At 65.0% G+C, this 20,726-nt stretch carries 14 protein-coding genes and 4 pseudogenes; 9 read left to right on the top strand and 9 right to left on the bottom strand.

Features of this window, described 5'->3' with window-relative positions; all coding sequences use genetic code 11:
- Both EP26_RS25115 and EP26_RS35325 read left to right on the top strand, forming a co-directional pair.
- Positions 1-322, top strand: a 322-nt coding sequence (locus tag EP26_RS25115; RefSeq protein WP_043341997.1) for an IS630 family transposase, incomplete at its 5' end; no start/stop codon positions are given.
- Between the two features lie 231 nt (positions 323-553).
- The gene (locus tag EP26_RS35325) at positions 554-1,144 is read left to right on the top strand and encodes a hypothetical protein (RefSeq protein ID WP_157033756.1); all 591 of its coding nucleotides are present in this window, start codon (positions 554-556) and stop codon (positions 1,142-1,144) included.
- A 1,037-nt stretch (positions 1,145-2,181) separates the two neighbouring features.
- Here the strand turns inward: EP26_RS35325 and EP26_RS25105 are convergent.
- The 6 genes and pseudogenes from EP26_RS25105 to EP26_RS35315 form a co-directional block, all read right to left on the bottom strand.
- Positions 2,182-2,907 (bottom strand): hypothetical protein, encoded by a 726-nt coding sequence (locus tag EP26_RS25105; RefSeq protein ID WP_043342753.1) that lies wholly within the window; start codon positions 2,905-2,907, stop codon positions 2,182-2,184.
- Positions 2,904-3,533 carry a ParA family protein gene (locus EP26_RS33665; RefSeq protein WP_169747484.1) on the bottom strand — a complete coding sequence of 210 codons (630 nt, stop codon included), beginning with the start codon at positions 3,531-3,533 and terminating at the stop codon, positions 2,904-2,906. The genes EP26_RS25105 and EP26_RS33665 overlap by 4 nt, the downstream gene beginning before the upstream one ends.
- 4,094 nt (positions 3,534-7,627) lie before the next feature.
- Complete coding sequence (locus tag EP26_RS37730; RefSeq protein ID WP_245624512.1) at positions 7,628-7,711, bottom strand: replication protein RepA; 84 nt, start codon at positions 7,709-7,711, stop codon at positions 7,628-7,630.
- Positions 7,712-7,731: 20 nt separating this feature from the next.
- Complete coding sequence (locus EP26_RS25090; protein ID WP_052389657.1) at positions 7,732-8,346, bottom strand: ParA family protein; 615 nt, start codon at positions 8,344-8,346, stop codon at positions 7,732-7,734.
- A 305-nt stretch (positions 8,347-8,651) separates the two neighbouring features.
- Positions 8,652-8,923: pseudogene (locus EP26_RS38700) on the bottom strand (zincin-like metallopeptidase domain-containing protein).
- A gap of 305 nt (positions 8,924-9,228) precedes the next feature.
- The gene (locus EP26_RS35315) at positions 9,229-9,570 is read right to left on the bottom strand and encodes a hypothetical protein (protein WP_157033754.1); all 342 of its coding nucleotides are present in this window, start codon (positions 9,568-9,570) and stop codon (positions 9,229-9,231) included.
- Between EP26_RS35315 and gmd the strand changes: the two genes are divergently transcribed.
- The 6 genes from gmd (at position 9,564) to EP26_RS38695 (ending at position 16,941) form a co-directional block, all read left to right on the top strand.
- Complete coding sequence (gene gmd, locus EP26_RS25080; RefSeq protein WP_043342748.1) at positions 9,564-10,544, top strand: GDP-mannose 4,6-dehydratase; 981 nt, start codon at positions 9,564-9,566, stop codon at positions 10,542-10,544. The genes EP26_RS35315 and gmd overlap by 7 nt on opposite strands.
- 9 nt (positions 10,545-10,553) lie before the next feature.
- Positions 10,554-11,519 carry a GDP-mannose 4,6-dehydratase gene (locus EP26_RS25075; protein WP_043342746.1) on the top strand — a complete coding sequence of 322 codons (966 nt, stop codon included), beginning with the start codon at positions 10,554-10,556 and terminating at the stop codon, positions 11,517-11,519.
- Between the two features lie 38 nt (positions 11,520-11,557).
- The gene (locus tag EP26_RS32430; protein ID WP_052389656.1) at positions 11,558-15,763 is read left to right on the top strand and encodes a glycosyltransferase; all 4,206 of its coding nucleotides are present in this window, start codon (positions 11,558-11,560) and stop codon (positions 15,761-15,763) included.
- Between the two features lie 127 nt (positions 15,764-15,890).
- Complete coding sequence (locus EP26_RS25060; protein WP_052389655.1) at positions 15,891-16,247, top strand: transposase; 357 nt, start codon at positions 15,891-15,893, stop codon at positions 16,245-16,247.
- The gene (locus EP26_RS35310) at positions 16,244-16,645 is read left to right on the top strand and encodes an IS3 family transposase (RefSeq protein WP_052389654.1); all 402 of its coding nucleotides are present in this window, start codon (positions 16,244-16,246) and stop codon (positions 16,643-16,645) included. Before EP26_RS25060 ends, EP26_RS35310 begins: the two co-directional genes overlap by 4 nt.
- Complete coding sequence (locus EP26_RS38695) at positions 16,576-16,941, top strand: DDE-type integrase/transposase/recombinase (protein ID WP_408735115.1); 366 nt, start codon at positions 16,576-16,578, stop codon at positions 16,939-16,941. The genes EP26_RS35310 and EP26_RS38695 overlap by 70 nt, the downstream gene beginning before the upstream one ends.
- Here the strand turns inward: EP26_RS38695 and EP26_RS32425 are convergent.
- The 3 genes and pseudogenes from EP26_RS32425 to EP26_RS33650 all read right to left on the bottom strand — a co-directional run.
- Positions 16,841-17,233 (bottom strand): annotated as a pseudogene (locus tag EP26_RS32425) (IS30 family transposase); the annotation flags it as partial. The gene EP26_RS38695 and the pseudogene EP26_RS32425 sit on opposite strands and share 101 nt — an antisense overlap.
- A gap of 1,294 nt (positions 17,234-18,527) precedes the next feature.
- A protein-coding gene (locus EP26_RS25050; protein WP_408735114.1) for an IS5 family transposase occupies positions 18,528-19,330 on the bottom strand; the annotation gives its coding sequence in 2 pieces (ribosomal slippage) (positions 18,528-18,988 and positions 18,988-19,330; 804 coding nt in all).
- A gap of 52 nt (positions 19,331-19,382) precedes the next feature.
- A pseudogene (locus EP26_RS33650) lies at positions 19,383-20,393 on the bottom strand (IS630 family transposase); the annotation flags it as partial.
- A gap of 48 nt (positions 20,394-20,441) precedes the next feature.
- Between EP26_RS33650 and EP26_RS36400 the strand changes: the two are divergent.
- Positions 20,442-20,726, top strand: a pseudogene (locus tag EP26_RS36400) (IS66 family transposase); the annotation flags it as partial.

The raw sequence follows: 20,726 nt of genomic DNA, 5'->3' as shown, positions 1-20,726 counted from the left end.
CGGCAAGGTGATCCACGCCATCCTTGACAACTACGCCACCCACAAGCACCCAAAGGTCCGGCAGTGGTTGGCTGATCATCCGCGCTGGGTCTTCCACTTCACGCCGACATCGGCGTCCTGGATCAACGCCGTCGAGGGCTTCTTCTCGGCCATCACACGCAGGCGCATCCGCCGCGGCGTCTTTCAGTCAGTCCCCGACCTGCAGGACGCCATCACCCATTACATCCGCGACCACAACAAGAAGGCCAAGCCATTCGCCTGGACCAGGCCTGCCGACACCATCCTCGGCACGCTGGCCAGGCTTCCTGCACCTTCCGTTTGAGTCAGTGCACTAGGCTCGGTTGCCAGCAGCGCCGCATTACATCGCGCAGCACGTCTAGCGCCACCGTAGGGTCGCCGCGGCCAAGGACCGCGGTTCGCATCCCCTATCATCCAGCCGGCCTGACACTCTGTCTCAAGCCAGAAACCACCTCTCGCCGGTCGGTGTGCTTCATTCACTTTCCCGGAGCTTTGCCATGCCACGCTGTTCAGCCGAGGTGAGGGTACCGCCAAGATGCGAAGTGAGGAATTATACACCCTGGCCATAGTAAATTTTGAGATGCGGCCTGAGTTGTATGCATTACTGACGATAGACTATCCGAATTTTATCAGCGTATTGCGATCATCGTTTTGCGACTATCGTATGATTTTGCTCTTTAGTTTCTGTGGTATATTTTTGTTGTTCGGACTTGGTCTAATCATGGCTGCTCGCCAAAGGGCAGAGCTGCGCGTACAGGCAGCCGCGATGTTCCAGCCTCCCCGATCCGCATCGGTTGAGCTGGGAGCATCACTTGATGAAGCGGAACGGGAGCTCGGCCTTCTCTATCGCCGCATGGAAGCCTATCTCTGGGATCCATATGACTTCACCCGGTCGCGCATCCGGGATGACGAGAGCTTTGACCGCAATTTGGATTTTGCGGTTGCTCTGAACCTCCATGTGGCTGCGCTGGCGAGCGGCGTGACACAGCCCATGTTCGAAGACCGCGCCCAGGTCCGGCAGCAGGTGCTCGAAGCCTTGGTGCGCCGCGTAGCACTACAAAGGCGCAATGTTTTACATCCGGGGGATGACCGGCGTGCCGACCGTAGGTCCAAGCCCAGCCTGTAGTGATGTATGCTGGGACCGGCCGGCCGGCTCTGTGCAGTCGGTATTGGCTTGTCCTAGTGCGATACAATAGGAAAGTGGCGCAGGCTGGCAGACCTTGCGGGAGTGGCGAGAGCATCCCGAAGCTCTGACCGAGACTGAGCCGTTGCAGCGCAGCAAGATCGCGTAGCCAGGGTTGCTAGAGCCGGCCTTAGGATCCCATGTGGTGGCGAGCATGGCACCGGGAGCTGTGTCATCACGACAATGACGATGTTTAGGACTATGCGCCCCAAATTGCGGGTAGCGCGTGAGCAACCGTTTGGTGGACCTCGTCGCGCCGACGGCCCATGTCCTGCGGCAGCGAGATGAGGCTGATCATGGAACGCGAGCGCGGTATGTTGGTCGGGATTGGGCGATGGGCGTCAAGGCGTTTACGGCACTGCCAATACACACGGCATTGCCGTCGCCAGTGCCCGAAAGCAGGTTGCTCCAAGGCCCTGTAAGCAGCCGCCGCGCAGTCAGAGTGGGGGATAGTAGACGTCGCCACATGGGCCCACCCTGACCGGCTGCAGCGGCATCGAGGTCGTGGCAGCCAGGCCAGGACTGTGGTTACTGACAGGGCAGCAGCTCTACGGCAGCGGCCGAACCGAGCAGCGGCCCGCCTTCTAGATCAGCAATGCGGATCCTTCGTCTCTGCCGCCTGGCCGTTGGACCAGCCGCTGTGAAACGGGCTATTTGAATGTGCAAGAGCGACGCAGCGGCTTGTGGCGCGGCAGGCCGCGCAGTGTCCCCAACCATGACTGGTATCGCGGCCCCAGCACCCGCTTGCCTGGATCCTCTACACAGGCTCAACCGGGCGCGAAGAACCATGGATAACAAACCAGGAATTGGTGTTCGATGTGCCGAGGCACACGCTTCGACCGTCTCCCTATGGCAGCCAAGGCGCCCAACCCGACGGGTAGGGAACGGCGCCGTGAAGCGGGTACAGATTACTGTTAGCCATGCTGAAGCCGCAGTGGCCCAACACGTGCCTCTGATCAGTTTCGCCAAGGCGATCAGGCTCAGGCCTGGCGGAGCTTTTGTTGCACTTCCTGCATCCGGCGACGGATGGCAACAGCCTCCAGAATATGGCGGCGCTTACGATCTCGCAGCATCTCCAACTCTTTCCTCAACTCGCGCAAGCTGCTGTAGCCGTGGCGCAAGCGCTCGGCTGCGATGACTTCGGCTTTGAACGCGCGCACTTCTTCGCGTCGAACATCCGGGCGGATAAGATTGCGCTCATCTGCCAGACGCAGTTGTTCGTCGGGCAAGGTCGCAAGAACATAGGCCACGGAATAGGCGGACGGGCAGCGCTGCTCAGGCAGTCGCTTGGCGTCAACCGCCTGCGCCACCCGGCGCAGCTGAATAGCCACGGTGCGTCCGAATGGCAGCAGGCGTCCGGCACCCTCAATCAAGCTGTCATACTCGTATTTGGTCAGTCGCTGTTCAGCCGCCAGCAGCAGGCGGCCGATCCGCAGAAAGGACTGGCCTGCACGTTGCCACTCCACGCGGACCGAGGCGCGAAACTCGGCCACGTATTCGACCTTGATCTTGTCCTTCGGCAACTCGGTATGAGCGAACACCTCTTGGATGAGAGCCAAGGATTGTTCGTCTTGAGTGTTAGGTGCGAGTTCACGCAGGCTGTCAGCGCGAAGGTCGATCAGCCCTGGATCCGCCTGCTGCCCCTGTTCATCAATGATAGTCGCACGGAGCCGCGCCAGCGCTGCTTTGGAGGGCTTGCCGCTCATAGATCTAGCTCCCGCGCTGTATGATCCCACAACGCCTCGAATACCTCGGCACCGCTAGCCTTGGCGACGTCGAGGACCGACAGCCCCTGTTCGGCATAAACATGTATATCCTCCAGGAGAGGCACTTCCAGCGGCATCACGTGACCGACTTTGATCAGTCGCATGCGAGCAGCCTGGAATGCTTTAGTTCGACGCAGCACGCGATTCAGCGCGGCCGCAGCATGGATGCGAAGACGCCCCATTTCGTGCAGCCAGGGCATGACGCTGGTGAGGTCGTCAGAGGTATACCCGGTTGGAATGATGACGTAACGGGAGGCTCGTAGGAGCCCGAGCATTGAAGTCATATGCGCTTCCACGCCGGGTGGCGTGTCGGCAATAACCAGTCTGACATCGGTAGCGGCCTCGCGAAGTGCGGTTTGCCAAGCATCTAACGATGCTTGCCGCACCTCAACCCGAGCGAAATCTGGAAACGATTGCCGTGTCTTTTCCCGCTGATGGGCCCATTTCATCAAACCGAGTTGGGGATCAAAGTCGACACCGACGGCGGGGATCCCGACCTGTGCTGCCCGGACCAATAGCCCGCGGGTGATCGTGGTTTTGCCAACGCCGCCCTTGGGCGAGGACACGGTAAGGATGCGTGCTTGATCTGGAGGCGCGCTTAGGCGCGGGCCCGCAGTGTGCTTTGGAGTACCTGTCATCGGCCCTGTTGCACCTCAATCCTCGTCACGCCAATCGCCAGCCAATTGGATCATATTGGACTATTAACGGCGTGAGAACTCCGTTGGCTATGGCGGGCACGCGTTTCTCAACCGGCCACGTGGCATCCGCGGTGGTGCGGCGTGACAAAGAAGCGATGATGGCAGGTGTTGGCCCGCACTGCGCTATCTGGTTCCGATGTTGGCCGGCCAACCGATTGGGGAGCTCGGCTGTTGCCGTCTATATCCGCGGGCGTCCCAGCCTGGCAGCACCGCCCGCAGGGGAACCCTCGTTGGACTCTGTTAGACGCCTAGGTGTTGGCCGGCCAACAGCACGGCCAAACAGCTATGAGATTTTGCGGCATGCGCTTGGCTCAATTGGCGGTCGGCAACAGATATTGGTGGCCCCGGCGAGTAGCCGAGAATGGCACAGCCTGTTGGCTGGCCAATCTGGCTTACAGGTTGCAACGGCAGACGGTTTGGTATGCTCAGCCAGGCGTCTTTGGTTTGAATGGCCACAGCTGTCCGACGCGGCTAGAGCTCACAGACCTGCATGGAGCCGACTGTCGCGTGGTGCGGGCTGGCAGGCTCAGCGTGCGCTCAGAAAGCAGGGTCTCCCCAGTAAAGATGGCTAGATGGCCGTCCGCCATGCGGCCGCTGCTCATTGGCACCCGGGGAGATTTGACGTATCAGCAACATTGTAGACAGGTCGTCATGGCAGCACATGATCAAGCGAAGGCGCGCGTTCCGCTCGACATGGAGCCGAGCGGCAGCGTGTCCTAAGCTCGGCCGACAGCACGTGCGACCGGCACCCTGGACCTGTGAGCATCAAGAACGCTGATATACTCTCCGCTCAAGCCCGCGCCTCGGGCAAGCGATGGAATGTTCCTACTGGTGGGAGTTCCGCCTGAGGCCTCACAATTCACGTTGGCGAGGCGGAGAGGGTTGGGTAACGCCTCGGCTAAACACCGCGCTGCTGGATGCGATTGGCTAGGCCGTCTGCTGCAGATCGGCCAGGGCCGTTTGCCCGCTATACCGCCCGCGACGGGATGATACCGCGTGCTGTGGAAAGGACATCTCCTATGCAGTTGCGGAGTCGCCGCTGCTAACCCGATCGCCTGTCGGGAGTGATCCTGCGGTCCAGGGCAAAGCGGTGAGCCCGCGCGTGTCGCACAAACTTGTTGATAGTGGCTCTGCTGCCCGGCGCGGCGCCGGCAGCACCAGGGGCTCATGGGGCAGGAGGGGTGTGTCCCGTGACCTATCTCGTGCAAACCAGCTGCTGCCTGCCTCGGTAACCCGCGGCCCGACCCGATGCGCCAGTCCCCGCCATTCCGCGATAGAGCGCAAGCTGGCTTCCAGGCCACCCTTTCGTTGGTCATGCCGTCTCGACGCCAGCGCCTGATCATCCCATTGCCGACACCGCCAGCAACCGAGTGCTTTGTTCCGTAGAACACCTATAGGCCGCGCGGGGCTCACAGGCTGGATTGAAAGCTACGGAGCAGGAAGTCGCTCTCGGTTTGGGTGAGCGAGGCGGTGGAGCATGAGGCGGATCATGGCGAGAGTGACCATCGCCTCGGCGACCCCCTGGCCTTTGCTCGTAACTCTTCGACAGTCGCCGCCGTCGTCCATGCCAGCCGATGGTTGATTCGAGTACCCGCCTGCGCGACAGAACCACATAGCCTTTGGTGCCGGTGATGTGACGGGCAACGATCAACGTCAGGCCGAGCAGACAGCAGGCGAGCAGGACGGCGAGGCGGTCGTAGATGCTGTTGGCGAACACGACCCGGAGCCAGTTGTAGAGGGGGCCTGATACGCCGGAGCAGGTCGCCCGCGCCGTCCGCTTCTAGATGGACACAGCATGCACGAGCACGCCAAGCAACAGCTCCTGCATGTCGACTGCGACGGGCTGCTTGCGCCCTTTGGCCTTATTGGCTGCGTCATTGCCGCGAGGCCCACCGCATTCTGTTGTCTTCGCGCCTTGAGTGCCAAAAATGCCGCTGTCGGGCTTGGCTCGCGCCCCACGCCCTCGCGTAGTATGATGACAATGTGGGTGCGTATGTTCTCCCACACCCCGTCTTAAAGGAAGACGCGCATAGTACCGTAGATGGTGGGCCGCGGCGGGAATGCCAGAGGCGGCGGCAGATGCCGTCATCGGCAGCCAGTCCGCCCGAGGTAGACCAATCCGTCCAGCAGGCGCCGCATATCTGTCGTGCGCCGGCGGCCTCCGGGCTTGGCGCGGAATGAGTGGTTCAAGCAAGCGGTACTGCTATTCGCTTAGGGCCTGACCCGACCCATAGTCGCCAACCAATGCACAGGTTTCGAGCGTTCACATATCGGCTCCCTTCCGGAGAAGCCGCCCAGAACACTTCTCCTGCGCCGCCTTTTCAACCCAGCAGCGCCTTTCAAAACAGCCTATTACTCTTCAGAACATCCGATCATGATGGATTGGACCAACGTCGTAGCGCGATGACCACTGATAGGCTTGGTGAGCGATGCGGTTCAAGCAGGCATCAGACTGATAACCCTGCTGGCCAGTTGGCCTGTGGTAATCGGCCCTGACAATGGAGCCCGAAGCGGCACGGTCTGATGCCCGCCGCGTTGGCGCTCCCGGCAGTGAGCGGGGAGGACGAGGGGCTAAGATATCCAGTCGGGTGCATACCACGGAACGGGTCGCAGCATCTGTGGAGGGGTGCGCCGCGAGGCGCCGCATCTTCTCCACCAGCTTTGTCTTATTCTGAGATCTCATCGCTCAGTCCTGATGCAACCAAACTGCACGTCCCAGTAGATCCGTACAGTTACGGTTTGTTTCTAAAACGTATTAAATTTTAATACGTACCAAAAATACGATAACTTATTTGAATTTAGGATATTTTCACGTTCAGGAGAAATCTGACGGCGTTCAGGTACCGTTTGCGCGATGGCTCGGGCAGCGCAGCCGACGCAGACGGCGAGAGAACGACAGATGAAGCGGTTTCCATCAGCCCGGCCGACGCAGTGTCCCGTCCCCGCCCAGCACCAGGTCAACACGCTCCTCTATCGCCCGCGCAACTCCGTCACGGCCATCCGGCGTCGAGCTGCAAGGGCGCAGGCGTTCGGAGTGTGAGCGGAGATCAGCGGGGGAGGGCTGCCGTGGCCTGAACCTGCTGCGTCGTCGCCCTCGGCATGTCAGTGTGGTGACCTCGGCGTCAGCAGGTGGACGGTGCTGACGGCGAGATACACCCACGATATTGGCCGAGTCGGTGTTGCATGCTGCAGCAGGATGGTGGTCTGGCGTGCATCGCCCAGCAGCATCGTACAGGGATGCGCCGAAGGTCCACACGTTGGCCAGCTGTCCTGGGCGACATAGGCGGTGACCACAACGACCAGAGCAGTGGATCAGCAGCGCTGAACCGTCGGTCTGATGATCTGGTTTCGGTGCGGTGACATTAGGCTGGCCGGCGGACCGAGTGCCGTTTTAACGGCCGGTGCCGCCAACACTTAGGCCATCGGCTTGGTTGGTATGGGATGCGGCAAACTGCTCTGGCGTTTCGCCGTGTGCTGGCAGAGCGCCATCCTCATAGGGCCCTGTGGCGACATCGATGGGACAGCCTGGTCACGCGCAACCCGAGACCATCCTCGAGCGTCCTCAGCGCGCCGTCGCCGACGAAAGGGAAGGGAGCTTGGCCAGCTTGCCGAGGATGACATCAGCGGATGGGTCCAGGCGAAGCGCCTAGCGGCTGTGTTGTGGTCACGGCTGGAGCGGAGGATGGCGTGCTGAGGGTCTGGACGGGACGACACTGCAGCGGATGCAGCTGCGGCTGGTCGCAGAAGGCGCCTTCAACGGCCTTGATCCAGGACGCCGACCAGCGCGTGATTGCGACGATCCAGCGCGGGCGACCGACCGGCCAGCCAGTTTCGCACCGTGGGATGCTGCTGGGCGCTATCATGAGCAAGGCTGGCGTGCAGCACCTGGCGCCGAACTGCTCCTTCAGAGCCGCCCAACGGACTGGAGTGGCGCCCTTCAGCGTGTGTAGCCGCTAAGCCAATCAGACATAGAGGTCGAGGCTGGCACTGCGATCTGTCAGCTCGCGCAAGGCTGCTTCCCTGAGAGGAACGGGATGCTGCCGCAACGCATCGTAGAAGACTTCGTCTAGTACGACTCGGTCTTCCCAAAGCTCTGGCTGACGTTAAGGCCCTGAAGCGGCCCCCCGAAGCTGAAGATCGCCCGGAAAGCTTCACGCTCGTGCATCTGCGTGCCGAACACCGGCACGTCGTTCCGAGCCATTTCCTCCCGGATGTGCTGGAGGGTGCGGGGGCGGATCGCCGCTGAGGTCCGCGTCAGGAGGACCGCATAGAGAATCCTCCGGCCGAAGGCGCGTTCCTGTTGGCGGATGAGCCGGATTGCCTTGGCGGCCTCGGCGGCGTCGAGCTGACTCCCCTGCGTAGGCACAATAACCAGGTCGGCGCGGCTGATGGCGTAGGCCACCGTCATGCTCGCTGTGCCCTCAAGGTCCACGATAACGAAGGGAACGCGAGCGGCGGCGGCCTCAATGTCGTCGATGATCGACGCTTCGGTCGTCTCGGCGAGGACTGTGAGTGTCTTTGGGCAGCCCGGACGGCTAGCCCATCGGCTGACGGGACGATTGGGGTCTGCGTCGATGACGACGACCTCGGCGCCACGCCGCGCCAGCTCGGTCGCCAGCACCACGGCAGAGGTGCTTTTCCCGGCGCCGCCCTTCGGCGACGCGAACACGATTGTGGGCATCGGCTAGCCCCCCACTACCCAGTTGCGGCCGGATAGTCGTCAGGAGGCTACAGGAAATTCAACAGATAGCTACTTAGTACCTTTTGAGTAGGCAAGCGCCGTGGGCTGCGTTGCGGCTCGCGGCGGCGCCCGGACAGGGTCGTTCTGGTCTCGGCTTGCTCGGAGAGAGTCGGGGGCGGGCACCCGCCGTCCCCTTCCGGCTACGCCACCTGGCATTCATTCGCCGCGATCAGCAAGTCCGTCACGGCTTGGGCTCTGCCGGCCGCGGTGAAAATCGCCCGCCGGTCCTTAGGCAACAGCCCGAGCTAGTGCGCGACGTAGCAGGCGTGATCCTCGCGCGGCTCAGCCGCCAGCCCGAGAGCTACGAGCGCGAGGGCCGCCCCGAGCTCCGCGACCAACTCCTCGGCCTCGCAGGCGCCGGAGCCGAAGCGCCCCGTCAGGTCGCGCGCCAGCCGGGTGGGGTGCCGGTCCAGTGCGTGACCTCGTGGGCGAGGGTGGCGTAGTAGCCCCCGGCCGTACCGAAGTCGGCGAAGGACGGCATTTGCACGTGGTCCGTGCTCAGGCTGTAGAAGGCCATGTTATCGCTGTGCCGGAGGTCGAGGCCGAGCAGGGCGGCGAGAAATAGGCAATCCTTGAGAGCTTCAACGGCAAGCTGCAGGACGAACTGATGAACGGGGAGGTCGTCAACACGCTCCGGGAGGCGCAGGTGCTAATCGAGGGCTGACGTCGGCACCACAATCAGATCCGGCCGCACTCGGCACCGGGCTATCGCCCGTCCGCTGCCCTGCAGCAGGGCGACGACCTCACGTTTGCACTCGGGGGTTGAACTCCCGTCTCGTCTTCGCGGCCATTGAACCACCTTCATCGCCCTGCAGGAACGTATCAGAGGTGTCCACCCAAACGGCGAAGGATCAGACCGCCGCCATCGCCGAGCCTGTCAGCCGTGTGCAACGCCATCATGGCGCGCCTGCTTGCTACCCTCGTCACGCCGATCCGATGTCCGCACTGTCGGCGCACGCTCAGGCCACCGCCTGCCTTCAAGCTGACCAGGCAATGCTGACCGGCAAGGACCACCAATCGGTTCGAGGCGGAGGCTTCCTTCGATGCCAAACTAACATGGCGACGACCAGTGGCAGCCAGTGCTTCGGCGATATTGGAATTTTCGTGCATTGCCGTTAAGCACGCCGCCAGGACAGTTTCAGCAGGATCCACATCGAATGCCACGCGCACTTATTACCGGAGTCACCGGCCAGGACGGTGCGTATCTCTCGAAGCTCCTACTCAACAAGGGCTACGAAGTCTTCGGGCTGTTGCGCCGATCCTCTTCGGGCGATTTAGTTGATGAGCGCCTGCGCTGGCTCGGCATCGCCGGTCAAGTGCAGATGATGGACGGCAATCTGATCGATCTCTCCTCCCTCATCCGTATTCTTCATGAGGTAAAGCCGGACGAGGTCTACAATCTTGCTGCCCAGTCCTTCGTGAAGACGTCTTGGAACCAGCCGCTGCTGACCGGCCAAGTGACGGCGCTTGGCGCCAATAACCTGCTGGAGGCGGTGCGGCTGGTAGCACCCGGTACCCGTTTTTATCAGGCGTCCTCCTCGGAGATGTACGGCCTGATCCAGGAACCGATTCAGAGTGAGAAAACGCCTTTTTATCCGCGCTCACCGTATGCTGTCGCCAAGCTCTATGCTCATTGGATGACGGTGAACTACCGTGAGAGCTTTGGCATGCACGCCTCTAGCGGTATTCTTTTCAATCATGAGAGCCCGCTGCGCGGTATTGAGTTCGTCACCCGCAAGGTCACTGACGGCGCCGCCCGCATCAAGCTCGGCTTGGCGACCGAGCTGTCGATGGGCAACATGGACGCCAAGCGTGATTGGGGTCATGCCCAGGATTATGTCGAGGCCATGTGGCTGATGGTACAGCAAGACAAGCCGGACGACTATGTCGTCGCCACTGGCCGGACCGTAACGGTGCGCGATATGGCGCGTATTGCCTTCGAGCATGTTGGGTTGGACTACGAAGAATTCGTGAAGGTCGACCCGGCCTTTCTCCGTCCCGCTGAAGTGGATGTGCTGCTCGGCGACGCCTCGAAAGCGAAGGCGAAGCTTGGTTGGACGCCGCGGACGACGCTCGAGGAGATGATCAAAGAAATGGTCGAGGCTGATCTCTTTCGCCACCGTGCCCGCATGCGCTGAGCAGGGGCCATGCTCGTGCCGTCCCGCATCCTGGTAACCGGCGCCGGCGGCTTCGTCGGCCGCACCCTGCTTCCCACACTGCGCACCGCCTTTCCCGCTGCGACGCTGATCGGCGCCGGGCGAGAGGCCTTCATCACTGGCGCGGATGAGAGCTTGCGCCTCGATTTGCTCGACCCCGCCGGCATGTCAGCCGCCATCGCCGCCGCCCAACCAGATGCGGTGCTGCACCTCGCTGCCCAGGCCGATGTGGCCGCCTCCTTCCGCATCCCCGCCGAAACTTGGCGGCTCAACCTGCTCGGCACCCTGGCGCTGGCCGAGGCGGTGCTACAGGAGGCACCCAAGGCCGTCTTCCTCCATGTCTCCTCTAGCGAGGTTTACGGTCTCAGCTTCCAGGCCGGGCAGCCGCTGGATGAGGCCGCCGCCTTCCAACCCACCAGTCCCTATGCCGCCAGCAAGGCTGCGGCCGACCTGGCGATCGGCGAGATGGCGCTGCGCGGCCTGCGCGCCATCCGTCTCCGTCCCTTCACCCATGTCGGCCCCGGCCAGTCGCCGAATTTCGCCGTCGCCAGCTTCGCCCGCCAAGTGGCGCGGATCGAGGCCGGGCGGCAGGAGCCCGTGCTGCGCACCGGGGCCCTCGACCGCTGGCGCGACATCCTCGACGTGCGCGACATCTGCGCCGGCTACGTCCAAGCGCTGAGGATGGCAGACCGCCTGCCGCCCGGCCTCGCCCTCAACCTATGCAGCGGCGAGCCTCGCCGCATCAGTGGCATCCTCGATGCGCTGCTCGCCCTGGCCGGCATCGAGGCCCAGATTGAGCGGGAAGCGGCCCGCCTCCGCCCGACGGATGTCGAGCGCGTCGAAGGTAACCCCGCCCGGGCCTGCGACGTCCTGGGCTGGGCCCCTACCATCCCCTGGGAGGAAACCCTGCGCTCCATCCTTGGCGACTGGCGGAACCGCGTGGCGGCTGGCGAATAGGCCAGCTCGCCGGCCCTCATCTGAACGGAATACGCGTAATGCCCAAATCCCACCCCCTCAAGCCGCGGGTCTTGCGCGATCTCGCCGAAATCGACGGCGCGGACGGCTGGTGGGAAGCGACCGGCCCTGCCGCCGCCTTCCGCCTCGAGCCCGGCCCCACCGGCCTGCCGCGCGGCTGGCTGCGTATCACCATGCTCGTCCAAGCGCCGCGCAAGGCATTGGTGGCGCCGGCCTTCAAGGCCGATACCGGCGGCGGCTATCAGCCATTGCGCGTCGTACTGCCGCGCTCCTCGGCCGGCAGTCGCTGGAGCCTGATGATCCATCTGCCGCCCGGGACCATCGCCCTGGCGATGACGCCGCCGGTGGCGCAGGGTCCCTTCCGCCTCGACCGGATCGAGGCGCAGCCGACGACGCGTCCGCTGGTCGGCGCGCGCCTTGCCCTTTCCCTCGGTCAGCGCTGGGTGCAAGAGCCGCAGCACTTTGCCCACACCGCCCGCAACCTCGTCCTCGGTTGGCGCGGCATGGGCCGGGCCGGGCTGCGTCAAGCCCTGGGTCAGACGCTGCTGGGCGATGGCCCGGTGACTGCGCCGCCGGTCGTCTCGGGCAAGAACCGCTACGAGCAGTGGATCGCGGAGCAGGAAGGCCTGATCCCGCTGCCGGTCGCCCTCCGTCTCCGCCGGATCTCCGTGCTGCTGCCGGTGCCGCCGGACACGACGGCGACCGCGCTCGCGGCCACTCTCGACAGCCTGCGGGTCCAATCCAGCACCGATTGGGATTGCCGGCTCGGCCTCGCCCCCGGCGCCGCACCGCCTGCCGGACTGGATCCCGCCCTGGCTCAGCGCCTCGCCGTGTTGCCCCTGGGGAGCGCCGAGCGCGGCGCCATGCTGGCCGCCCTCGCCGCCGGGGCCACTGGCGAGGGCATACTGGTGCTAGACCCCGGCGACATCCTCGCGCCCGACGCCCTGGCCGCGCTCGCCGCCTCCGAGGCTGAGCTCAGTCACGGTGACGAGGACCGCATCGGCCCCGACGGCCGCCGCGCCGCGCCCTTGCTCAAGCCGGAATGGTCACCCGACCTGCTGGAAGCCTTCAATTACTTCGGCCGTCCTGTAGCGCTGGACCGCGCCGCGGTAGACGCCGCGGGCGGCTTCACCCCCGGCACCGGTGCCGGCGCGGAGTGGGACCTGCACCTCCGCCTAGCTGCCACCGGCAGCAGCGTGGCCCGCATTCCCCGCATCCTCTGCCACCGCCCGGCCGCTGTTTCGGGCGATCGCCTGCCGCCCGGCAGTGCCGGGGCTGCCGAGCTGCGCGCCATCCTGGCCGCCCATTGGCAGCGCCAAGGCATCGCTGCCGAGGTCGAGACGCGGCCCGACGGCACCCAGCGCGCCACCTGGCCCATAGCCGAGCCGCCCCTCGTCTCCATCGTTATCCCGAACCGAGACCGGCCAGGGCTGCTCGCCCAGTGCCTGCGCGGTCTCATGGAGGAAACCGACTACCCGCGCATCGAGATCGTCATCGTCGACAGCGGCTCGTCGGATCCGGAGACGCTCGCCCTTTACGCCCGACTGAAGGCCGAGGGCCGCATCCGCCTCATCACTTTCCGCGAGCCCTTCAACTACTCGGCCGCCTGCAATGCCGGCGCCCGCGCGGCGACCGGCGAGTTGCTGCTCTTCCTCAACAACGACATCGCAGTGACCCGGCCCGACTGGCTCGCTGAGCTGGTCCGTCACGCCCTACGCCCGGGCGTAGGCGTGGTCGGCACTATGCTGGTTTATCCCGACAACCGGCTACAGCACGCCGGCGTCACCATTGGCATGCATCTCTGCGGCCTGCTCTTCCGCCTGGCGCCAGAGACAGAATGGGGGCCGATCGGCTCGCCTTCCGTGCCGCGCACGGTTTCGGCCATCATGGGCGCCTGCCAGATGGTCCGCCGCGAGGCCTTCGCACAGGCCGGCGGCTTCGACGAGAGCTTCGTTATGGCGAACAGCGACGTCGCCCTCTGCCTCGCCGCCCGCGCCCTTGGCTGGCGCACCGCCTACACGCCCTTCGCCCGCCTAATCCACCACGAGGGCGCCAGCCGCGGCCACAGCAACCCGGTGGCGGACCTGACGCGTACCGTGATTGACCTCCGCCGCTTCGGCTACCACGAAGATCCCTTCTTCCACCCCGCGCTCGATGCCGACAGCAACATCCCGCGTCTCCGCATCGGGACGGAGCTGGGCAACGCCGCCAGCCTGACGCTGTTGTCGCGCCGCCACGGCGCCGGCCTCGCCGCGCCGGTGCCGCTCGATCTCAGCAACGATGCCGAGGTCGTCGAGGCGGTCAGCCTGCCCGCCGATGTGCTGTTCTGGCCTCCCGCCCGCGCCGAGGTGATCGGGGATACGTGGTCCGCCGTCCGCTGGATCATCGACCTGCTGCGCCGCCGCCCCGACCTCCGTGCCCGCTTCCCCGACGCGCTCTCGGCCGGTGCCGGGGGCGCCTTCGCCCGCTGGCTGGCGGGGGATGGCGCGGCGGCGCTCTGCCTCCCTGACCGGACCCTGCCACACCTCACCGCCGCCTTCGCCGCCGACCCCGCGGCCCGCGCCCGCCAGGCCGTGCTCAGCCAGGGCGGTCTGCCCGAGGAACTGCCACTTGCCTTCCTGCCCCCCGGCCGCGCGGGACTGCTTGGCCTGCTGTTCCGCCGCGACGGCGCCCCGCTACGGCGCGAGGAGATCTGGTGGCTCGCCCTGCTCTGCGCCGAGGACCCGGCGCGCGAGCTGCTGCTGAGCCACCGCTTCAACCCAGGTTGGCAAGCGCTCTTTCCCGACGGGCCGACCGCCTTCGGCAGCGGCCGCATGGCCGCCTGGCTCCGCGCCACCTTCCGCTGCGAGGGCGACTGGACCGACCCGGCCCACTGGCCGACGACCCAGACCCCGGCCGAGCAGCTTCGCCTCGGCTGGTACAGCCGGCCGCACTGGCAGCACGCCCACCCCGCCCCCTTCGCTGATGCCGGCGCCGCCCGCGCCCTGCTCGGCTGGCTCGCCGGCCCCGAAGCGGCGCTCGACGAGGCTGCCCGCGCCTGGCTCGCCGCCCAGCCACCGGAGGCGCTGGCCGAGGCGCTCGCCCGCCCCGGCCTCGCCGTCATCGGCCACCTCTGCTACCCCTCCGGCCTCCGCACCTCGACTCTCTCCATCACGGAGGGCCTGCGCGAGGTCGGCTACGACCTGACGATGCGCGACGTGCCGGTCGATGCCGAGCATGACCTGCCGCAGCACGCCGCCTTCGGCGGCTTCGAGCTGCACGAGGCGACGCTGCTGCACATCCAGCCCGAGCCCTACTTCCACGAGGCCTATGCCCGCGCCGGGCTGCGGTCGCGCAGCCCCCGCACCCATCGCATCGGCTACTGGTACTGGGAGCTCGATTCTGTCCCCACCGCCTGGGCCAGCGCCGTCGCCGAGACGGACGAGCTCTGGACCGCCACGCGCTTTGTCGGCGATGCGCTGCGCTCGCGCTTCGACGTGCCTGTCTTCGAGTTCATGCCGGGCGTCACGCTGCCGCCCTTCACCCGCCGCACGCCGGAGCACTTCGGTATCCCACCCGGCCGCTTCACCTTCCTCTTCGCCTTCCACATGATGAGCATCATGGAGCGGAAGAACCCGCTCGGTCTCATCCGCGCCTTCCGTGCGGCCTTCACCGAGGCGGACGCGGCGACGCTGGTGCTGAAGACCTCCTTTGGCGAAAAGCACCCGGCCCTCATCGCCGAGCTTCACGCTGCCGCGGCCGAGGCGGGCGGCCGCATTATCGTTATCGACCGCGTCTTCACCTCCGACGAGACCGTCTCGCTGATGGATGCCTGCGACTGCTACGTCTCGCTCCACCGCACCGAGGGGCTCGGCCTCACTATGGCGGAGGCGATGCTGCTGGCGAAGCCGGTGATCGGCACGCGCTATTCTGGCAACCTTGACTTCATGACGGAGGAGAACAGCCTGCTCGTCGACTACCGCTTGGTCGAGATCGCGAAGCCCGTCCCGCCCTACGATGCCGGCACGCGCTGGGCCGAGCCCTCCGAGGCGCATGCCGCGCAGCTCATGCGCCAGGTCTACGAGAATCGCAACTTCGCCCGCACCCTTGGCGCTCGCGCGCAGGCCGAGCTGAAGCTTAGCCTTTCGACGGAGGCTGCCGGTCATCGCATGGCGGCTCGGCTCAGGACGATACGCAACGCGCAACAGGGCGAGGCTACCCGGTCGTCCTCCATCTCAACGAGGTAAACTCGTGTGACGTGAGCATGATGGCTGTCTTGCCGGCTCGTGTCCTGAGCCTGAAGTTTCCGGGCACTTTGGACCTGCCCCGCTTCTGCGGACACCCTTGATAGGCTGAGTGGCCTTGGAGGTGTTTATGACGGAGAACGGCAAACGGCGTCGGACCTTGCCGAACGCATTCAAGTTGGAGGCGGCCGCCGCGGTGCGGGTTGGGCGACCGGTATCGCACGTCGCGGCCGAGTTGGGCCTACCGGATTGTCTGGTGCGGGGTTGGCTGCGCTGGGCCGAGGGGCGTGGGCCGGCGGGGAGCGGCGCGCCGGTGCCGACGCTTCCCAAGGAGCAGGCGGTGTCGGCGCGCCGCGTGGACCCGAGCCCGGCCGATCAGGCGGCGGAGATCGGGCGGCTGCGGCGTGAGAATGAGCGGCTTCTGATGGAGCGCAACATCTTAAAACAGGCGGCGCTCATCTTCGGCCAGGCGACTGGCCGGGGGTGAGCTATGCCTTCATCCATGATCACGTCGCCGACTTCCCCATCCAGGTCATTTGCGAGGTGTTGGGCGTGAGCCGCAGCGGCTACTACGGCTGGGCCAGCCGGGCGGAGAGCGCGCGGTCGGTCGAGGACCGCGTGGTGGCGGCCGAAATCCGCACCACGCACGAGGCCAGCCGCGGTCGCTATGGCAGCCCGCGCGTGCATGCCGCACTCCGCGCCCATGGCCGGCGGGTCGGCCGCAAGCGGGTGGCGCGCCTGATCTTGGCATGGGGTTGTCGGCCAGGCGCTGGCGCCGGTTCTGCCGCACCACCGACAGCACGCACGCCTTCCCGGTGGCGCCGAACCTGCTCGGGCGCGATTTCACTGCCAGCGCGCCGGATCGGGTCTGGCTGGCTGATTTGACGTATATCTGGACTGCTGAGGGCTGGTTGTACCTGGCCGTGGTGCTCGACCTGTTCTCCCGCCGCGTCGTGGGCTGGGCTATGACCGACCATCTCGGCCACGAGCTCGCGCTCGCCGCGCTCGACATGGCCATCGCGCATGAGAAACCCGCGCCCGGTTTGGTGCACCATTCGGACCGCGGCGTGCAACCCGGGCTCAACTCGTCGTCGCAACACCTGTTTGCGCCGATCGCACCACCGCATCAAGAGCTTCGGCTGGTGTCTTCCAGCCGAGCGTCTTGCGCGGTCTCGCGTTGAGCGCTGGAGCCACCGCGGCAAGGTCGCCGACGCTGTGCGCGGCCAAGTCTGTTCCCTTCGGGAAGTACTGCCGCAACAGCCCATTCGTGTTCTCGTTCGTGCCGCGCTGCCACGAGCTGTGCGGATCGCAGAAATACACCTGCAACCTGGTGTCGATACGCAGCCGCAGATGCTCCGTCATCTCCGCTCCCTGATCCCAGGTCAGTGACTGCCGCACTGCCTCCGCCAGGGTGGTGATCGTGCGCGTGATGGCGTCGCGCACCGCCTCGGCACCATGCCCCGCCAGCACCGGTTATAATCGAACCAGACTCGCAAAGCGACCAGGTGATGCGAATTGCGGTTGGTCTATTAACCGGCAACCCAACTGGGGCCAACGCAATCTGTGCTGGAGGCAAGCCGAGCCGCCCAGTGCCGCCGCGCGGTATCAAAATCGTAGCCGACGGCTCTGCCACGCGCTCAGAGGCGCCATTGCACATGCCCAGCTGCGCCTCTCGCCGCCAAAGCCTCGACGCTGCAGCACCAAGGTGAGCATCTATGCGAAATTCCTCGACTTTCCTCACGGGTTTGCGATACGTTAGCGGCATAAAGGCGGATTGGCATGTTGCAATCACTCTCCCAGCACAGGATCTCCCGACTGCGCAGTGGAGTTGGCGACCTCGCCAAGCGCGTTTGGTTGCCCAAACTCCATGGCTTCGTGTCCAGGCGGAAGCAACCCGTCATGGCTCGATGGCAAAATCTGCGCCTTGAGCTTACCCTTGAGCGACCGACGCCATATCCGTCGCTTTGCTTTCACCCAGCCGGGCCAACAGCATGGGTTGCCGAGTTCGCGGCTTGGCGCATCGACATGATATGGGAGAAAGCCTCTCCATTCCCTTGGGGTATGGCGTTGCAGCCTGTGGCACCCCATCCCGTTGAGCCCTGGACGCTCGCTCGGGCCAAATCCTTCGACGTCCTGCTCAGCACGTCACGCGAAAACTTGTCACAGCATGGTGACGGGTATGGGTGCGAGTTATTGGCAGAGTCGATGACTAACGGCTTCGCAATTGCTGCAAATGCAGAAAATCGAACGATCTATGTTCGGGCGGATGGGCAGTATGCGGTTGGCGATTGGCAGCGACAGGCCTTGGTGAGCCCCAGTGAGGTTGAGAACATTCTCCGCAACCTTTATCGCGGCCAAAATTCAGCACATGGAAAGCAATAGCACCGCCTCGCAATCTGAAAACGCAGCCAGTATCATTGGGTCCGGGATTGCACCTCCGTAGGTTTATTCAGGTCCTCACCGTTGAGTACCTTCTCGATTCATAGCGCGGTTGGTACTACCACCGCCTGAATGCAGGCGTGCTGCCGCCGATCGTCGTCCAGTGCCGCTTGCCGTAACGCCCTGCGGTCCGACCATTAGCTTCCTCGAAACTCATCGTGGCAGTCGGATCGGCGCTGATGGCAGCCTGCGCTGGAGACATGCCACCATCCGGTCGTGTGGTGTTGCGCCGGCCCCGTGCAGCCATCAAGGAGCAGCCGTGTGGATCGTCGCTGCTAAGCGAGGACAGAAAGGCTGTCACACGGCGAGTTTGGTGATCTAAGGCCTGTTAGAGCTTGATGACTTTGATCCAGTCTGCGGTGGCGGCGAGGCAGAGCACGCCGAGGAAGGAGCGTGCGGTCTTCTCGTAGCGAGTAGCGACCGCTCGCCACTCTTTCAGCCGTGCCCAGAGGTTCTCGACCAGGTGGCGGTTGGCGTAGATCCAGTCCGGACAGGCGACCTCGGCATCGGTGCGCCGGGGCGGGATCGCAGGTCGCGCGCCCATGTCCCAGATGCGCTCGCGGAAGGCGTCAGAGGCAAAGCCGCGGTCGCCAATGATCCAACCCGGCACGTCCGGCAAGCAGCCGAGCAGACCCGGCGCCATGGGCAACTCGTGCGCCTGACCGGGCGCAAGCGCGAAGGCCACAGCTCGACCACGGCCATCGGCGATCACGCAGGCCTTGGTGCCGTAGCCACCGCGAGAGCGGCCAAGCGCCTCGCGCAGATCTCGCTCTTGGCCATTGCATCCCCCTTTTTTGCCCCCGCCGCTTTCTGGTGGGCGCGGATGTTGGTGCCATCGATGAAGGTCACGCCGAGCGCGATCCCGCGCTGCTGTACCAAGTCCAGCAGGCGCTCCCAGACGCCCTGCTTGGCCCAGCGGATGAACAACTGCGCCGCCAGCCACCATGGGCCAAGCTCTGCCGGGATGCTGCGCCACTTGGCGCCGTTCTGGTGCCGCCAGAAGATCGCCGAGATGGTCCGCCGCAGCTCCTTCGGTGGCGTCTTCCCCAGCGGCCGCACCTCCTCGATCAGCGGCTCCCAGACCGCCCATGCCGCGTCGGTGAAGACCTCACAACCGTTCCTGTCTGTCATGCCCCGAATATGGGAATAGCACTCAAGCTCTAACAGACCTTAGTGCAGTGACTCATTCGGAAGGTTCAGGCAGCCGGGCGAGTTTGGCGAGGATGCGGTCGGCGGGCTTGGTCCAGACGAAGGGGCTCGAAGTGGCATTGTGCTCGCGGATGTAGCGGGCGATGGCCTGCTCGAGATCGGCCACGGATTGGAACACCCCTCGTCACAGGCGTCTTCGGCTCAGCGCGGAAAAGAAGCCCTCGACGGCGTTGATCCAGGAGGCCGAGGTTGGCGTGAAGTGGAACACCCACCGAGGGTGCCGCTCCAGCCAGGCACGGACCTTGGGATGCTTGTGGGTGGCATAGTTGTCGGCGATGGCGTGGATCAGCTTGCCCGCGGGTACAGCGCGCTCGACCGCGTTGAGGAAGCGGACGAACTCCTGATGCCGGTGTTGGGACATGCAGCGACGTAGCACGGTGCCGTCCTGGACATTGAGCGCAGCGAATAGAGTCGTGACGCCGTTGCGCTTGTAGTCATGGGTCATGGTGCCGCATTTTCCGGGCTTGAGCGGCAGGCCAGGCTGGGTGCGGTCGAGCGCCTGGATCTGCGACTTCTCGTCAATGGACAGCACCACGGTGTGCATCGGCGGGTCCATGGTGAGGCCGACGATGTCCTCGACCTTGCTGGCAAAGGCGGGGTCGTTCGAGCGCTTGAAGGTGCGCAGCCGGTGCGGCTGCAGCCGATGGGCATCCCAGATGCGCTGCACTGAGCGCAGGCTGATGCCACTGGCCTGTGCCATCGCCCGGCCAGTCCAATGGGTGGCCTGGCCCCGCGGCTCAGAGCAGGTGAGCGCCAGCACCTTCGCCACAGTTGCGGTCGGCACCGGCGCTCTGCCAGGTGGACGGGTCTTGTCGTGCAGCAGGCCATCCACACCGGCCAACGCGTAGCGTGCCTGCCAGCGCCACACCGCCGGTCGGCTCGCCACGGCCTGACGGGCTACCTCGGCAACCGGCAGCCGGTCGGCAGACAGCAGGATGATCCGGGCGCGCTGGACGTGCTTTTGCGGACGGTTCCGGTCAGGTAATTACCCACCCCCCTTGCGCAGGAGCGGGTTGGCTGATTCGATCCCCAGATGGGGCGGGACGAGCTTGAGCACCTGAGCAAGGCGGAGCTGATCGAGCTGGTGCTGCGGCTGCAGCGGCCGGAGAAGACCTCGCGCACATCCTCCAAGCCGCCGTCCACGGACCGGAAGGAGCGGCGCGAGCATGCCAAGCCTGGAGGCGCCAAGCCGGGCCATGAGGGCCACAGCCGGCCCTTGAGCGACGATGTGTCCGAGAGGGTCGCCCACCGCCCCGATGTCTGCCCGTGCTGTCGAATGGCGCTCGCGCCCGGTCTACCGACCGAAGCAGCCGGGGTC

Origin of the sequence: Belnapia moabensis DSM 16746 (genome assembly GCF_000745835.1) — a bacterium.
In the GTDB taxonomy this organism is placed as follows: Bacteria; Pseudomonadota; Alphaproteobacteria; order Acetobacterales; family Acetobacteraceae; genus Belnapia; species Belnapia moabensis.
The sequence above is the reverse complement of the archived record's forward strand: the minus strand, read 5'-3'. Positions and strand labels throughout refer to the sequence as shown.

Coding starts and splice junctions, on each gene's coding strand:
- EP26_RS32430 (WP_052389656.1), top strand. CDS start 11,558: ATGCCCAAATCCCACCCCCTCAAGCCGCGGGTCTTGCGCGATCTCGCC.
- EP26_RS25060 (WP_052389655.1), top strand. CDS start 15,891: ATGACGGAGAACGGCAAACGGCGTCGGACCTTGCCGAACGCATTCAAG.
- EP26_RS25105 (WP_043342753.1), bottom strand. CDS start 2,907: ATGAGCGGCAAGCCCTCCAAAGCAGCGCTGGCGCGGCTCCGTGCGACT.
- gmd (WP_043342748.1), top strand. CDS start 9,564: ATGCCACGCGCACTTATTACCGGAGTCACCGGCCAGGACGGTGCGTAT.
- EP26_RS35325 (WP_157033756.1), top strand. CDS start 554: ATGCGAAGTGAGGAATTATACACCCTGGCCATAGTAAATTTTGAGATG.
- EP26_RS25090 (WP_052389657.1), bottom strand. CDS start 8,346: ATGCCCACAATCGTGTTCGCGTCGCCGAAGGGCGGCGCCGGGAAAAGC.
- EP26_RS25075 (WP_043342746.1), top strand. CDS start 10,554: ATGCTCGTGCCGTCCCGCATCCTGGTAACCGGCGCCGGCGGCTTCGTC.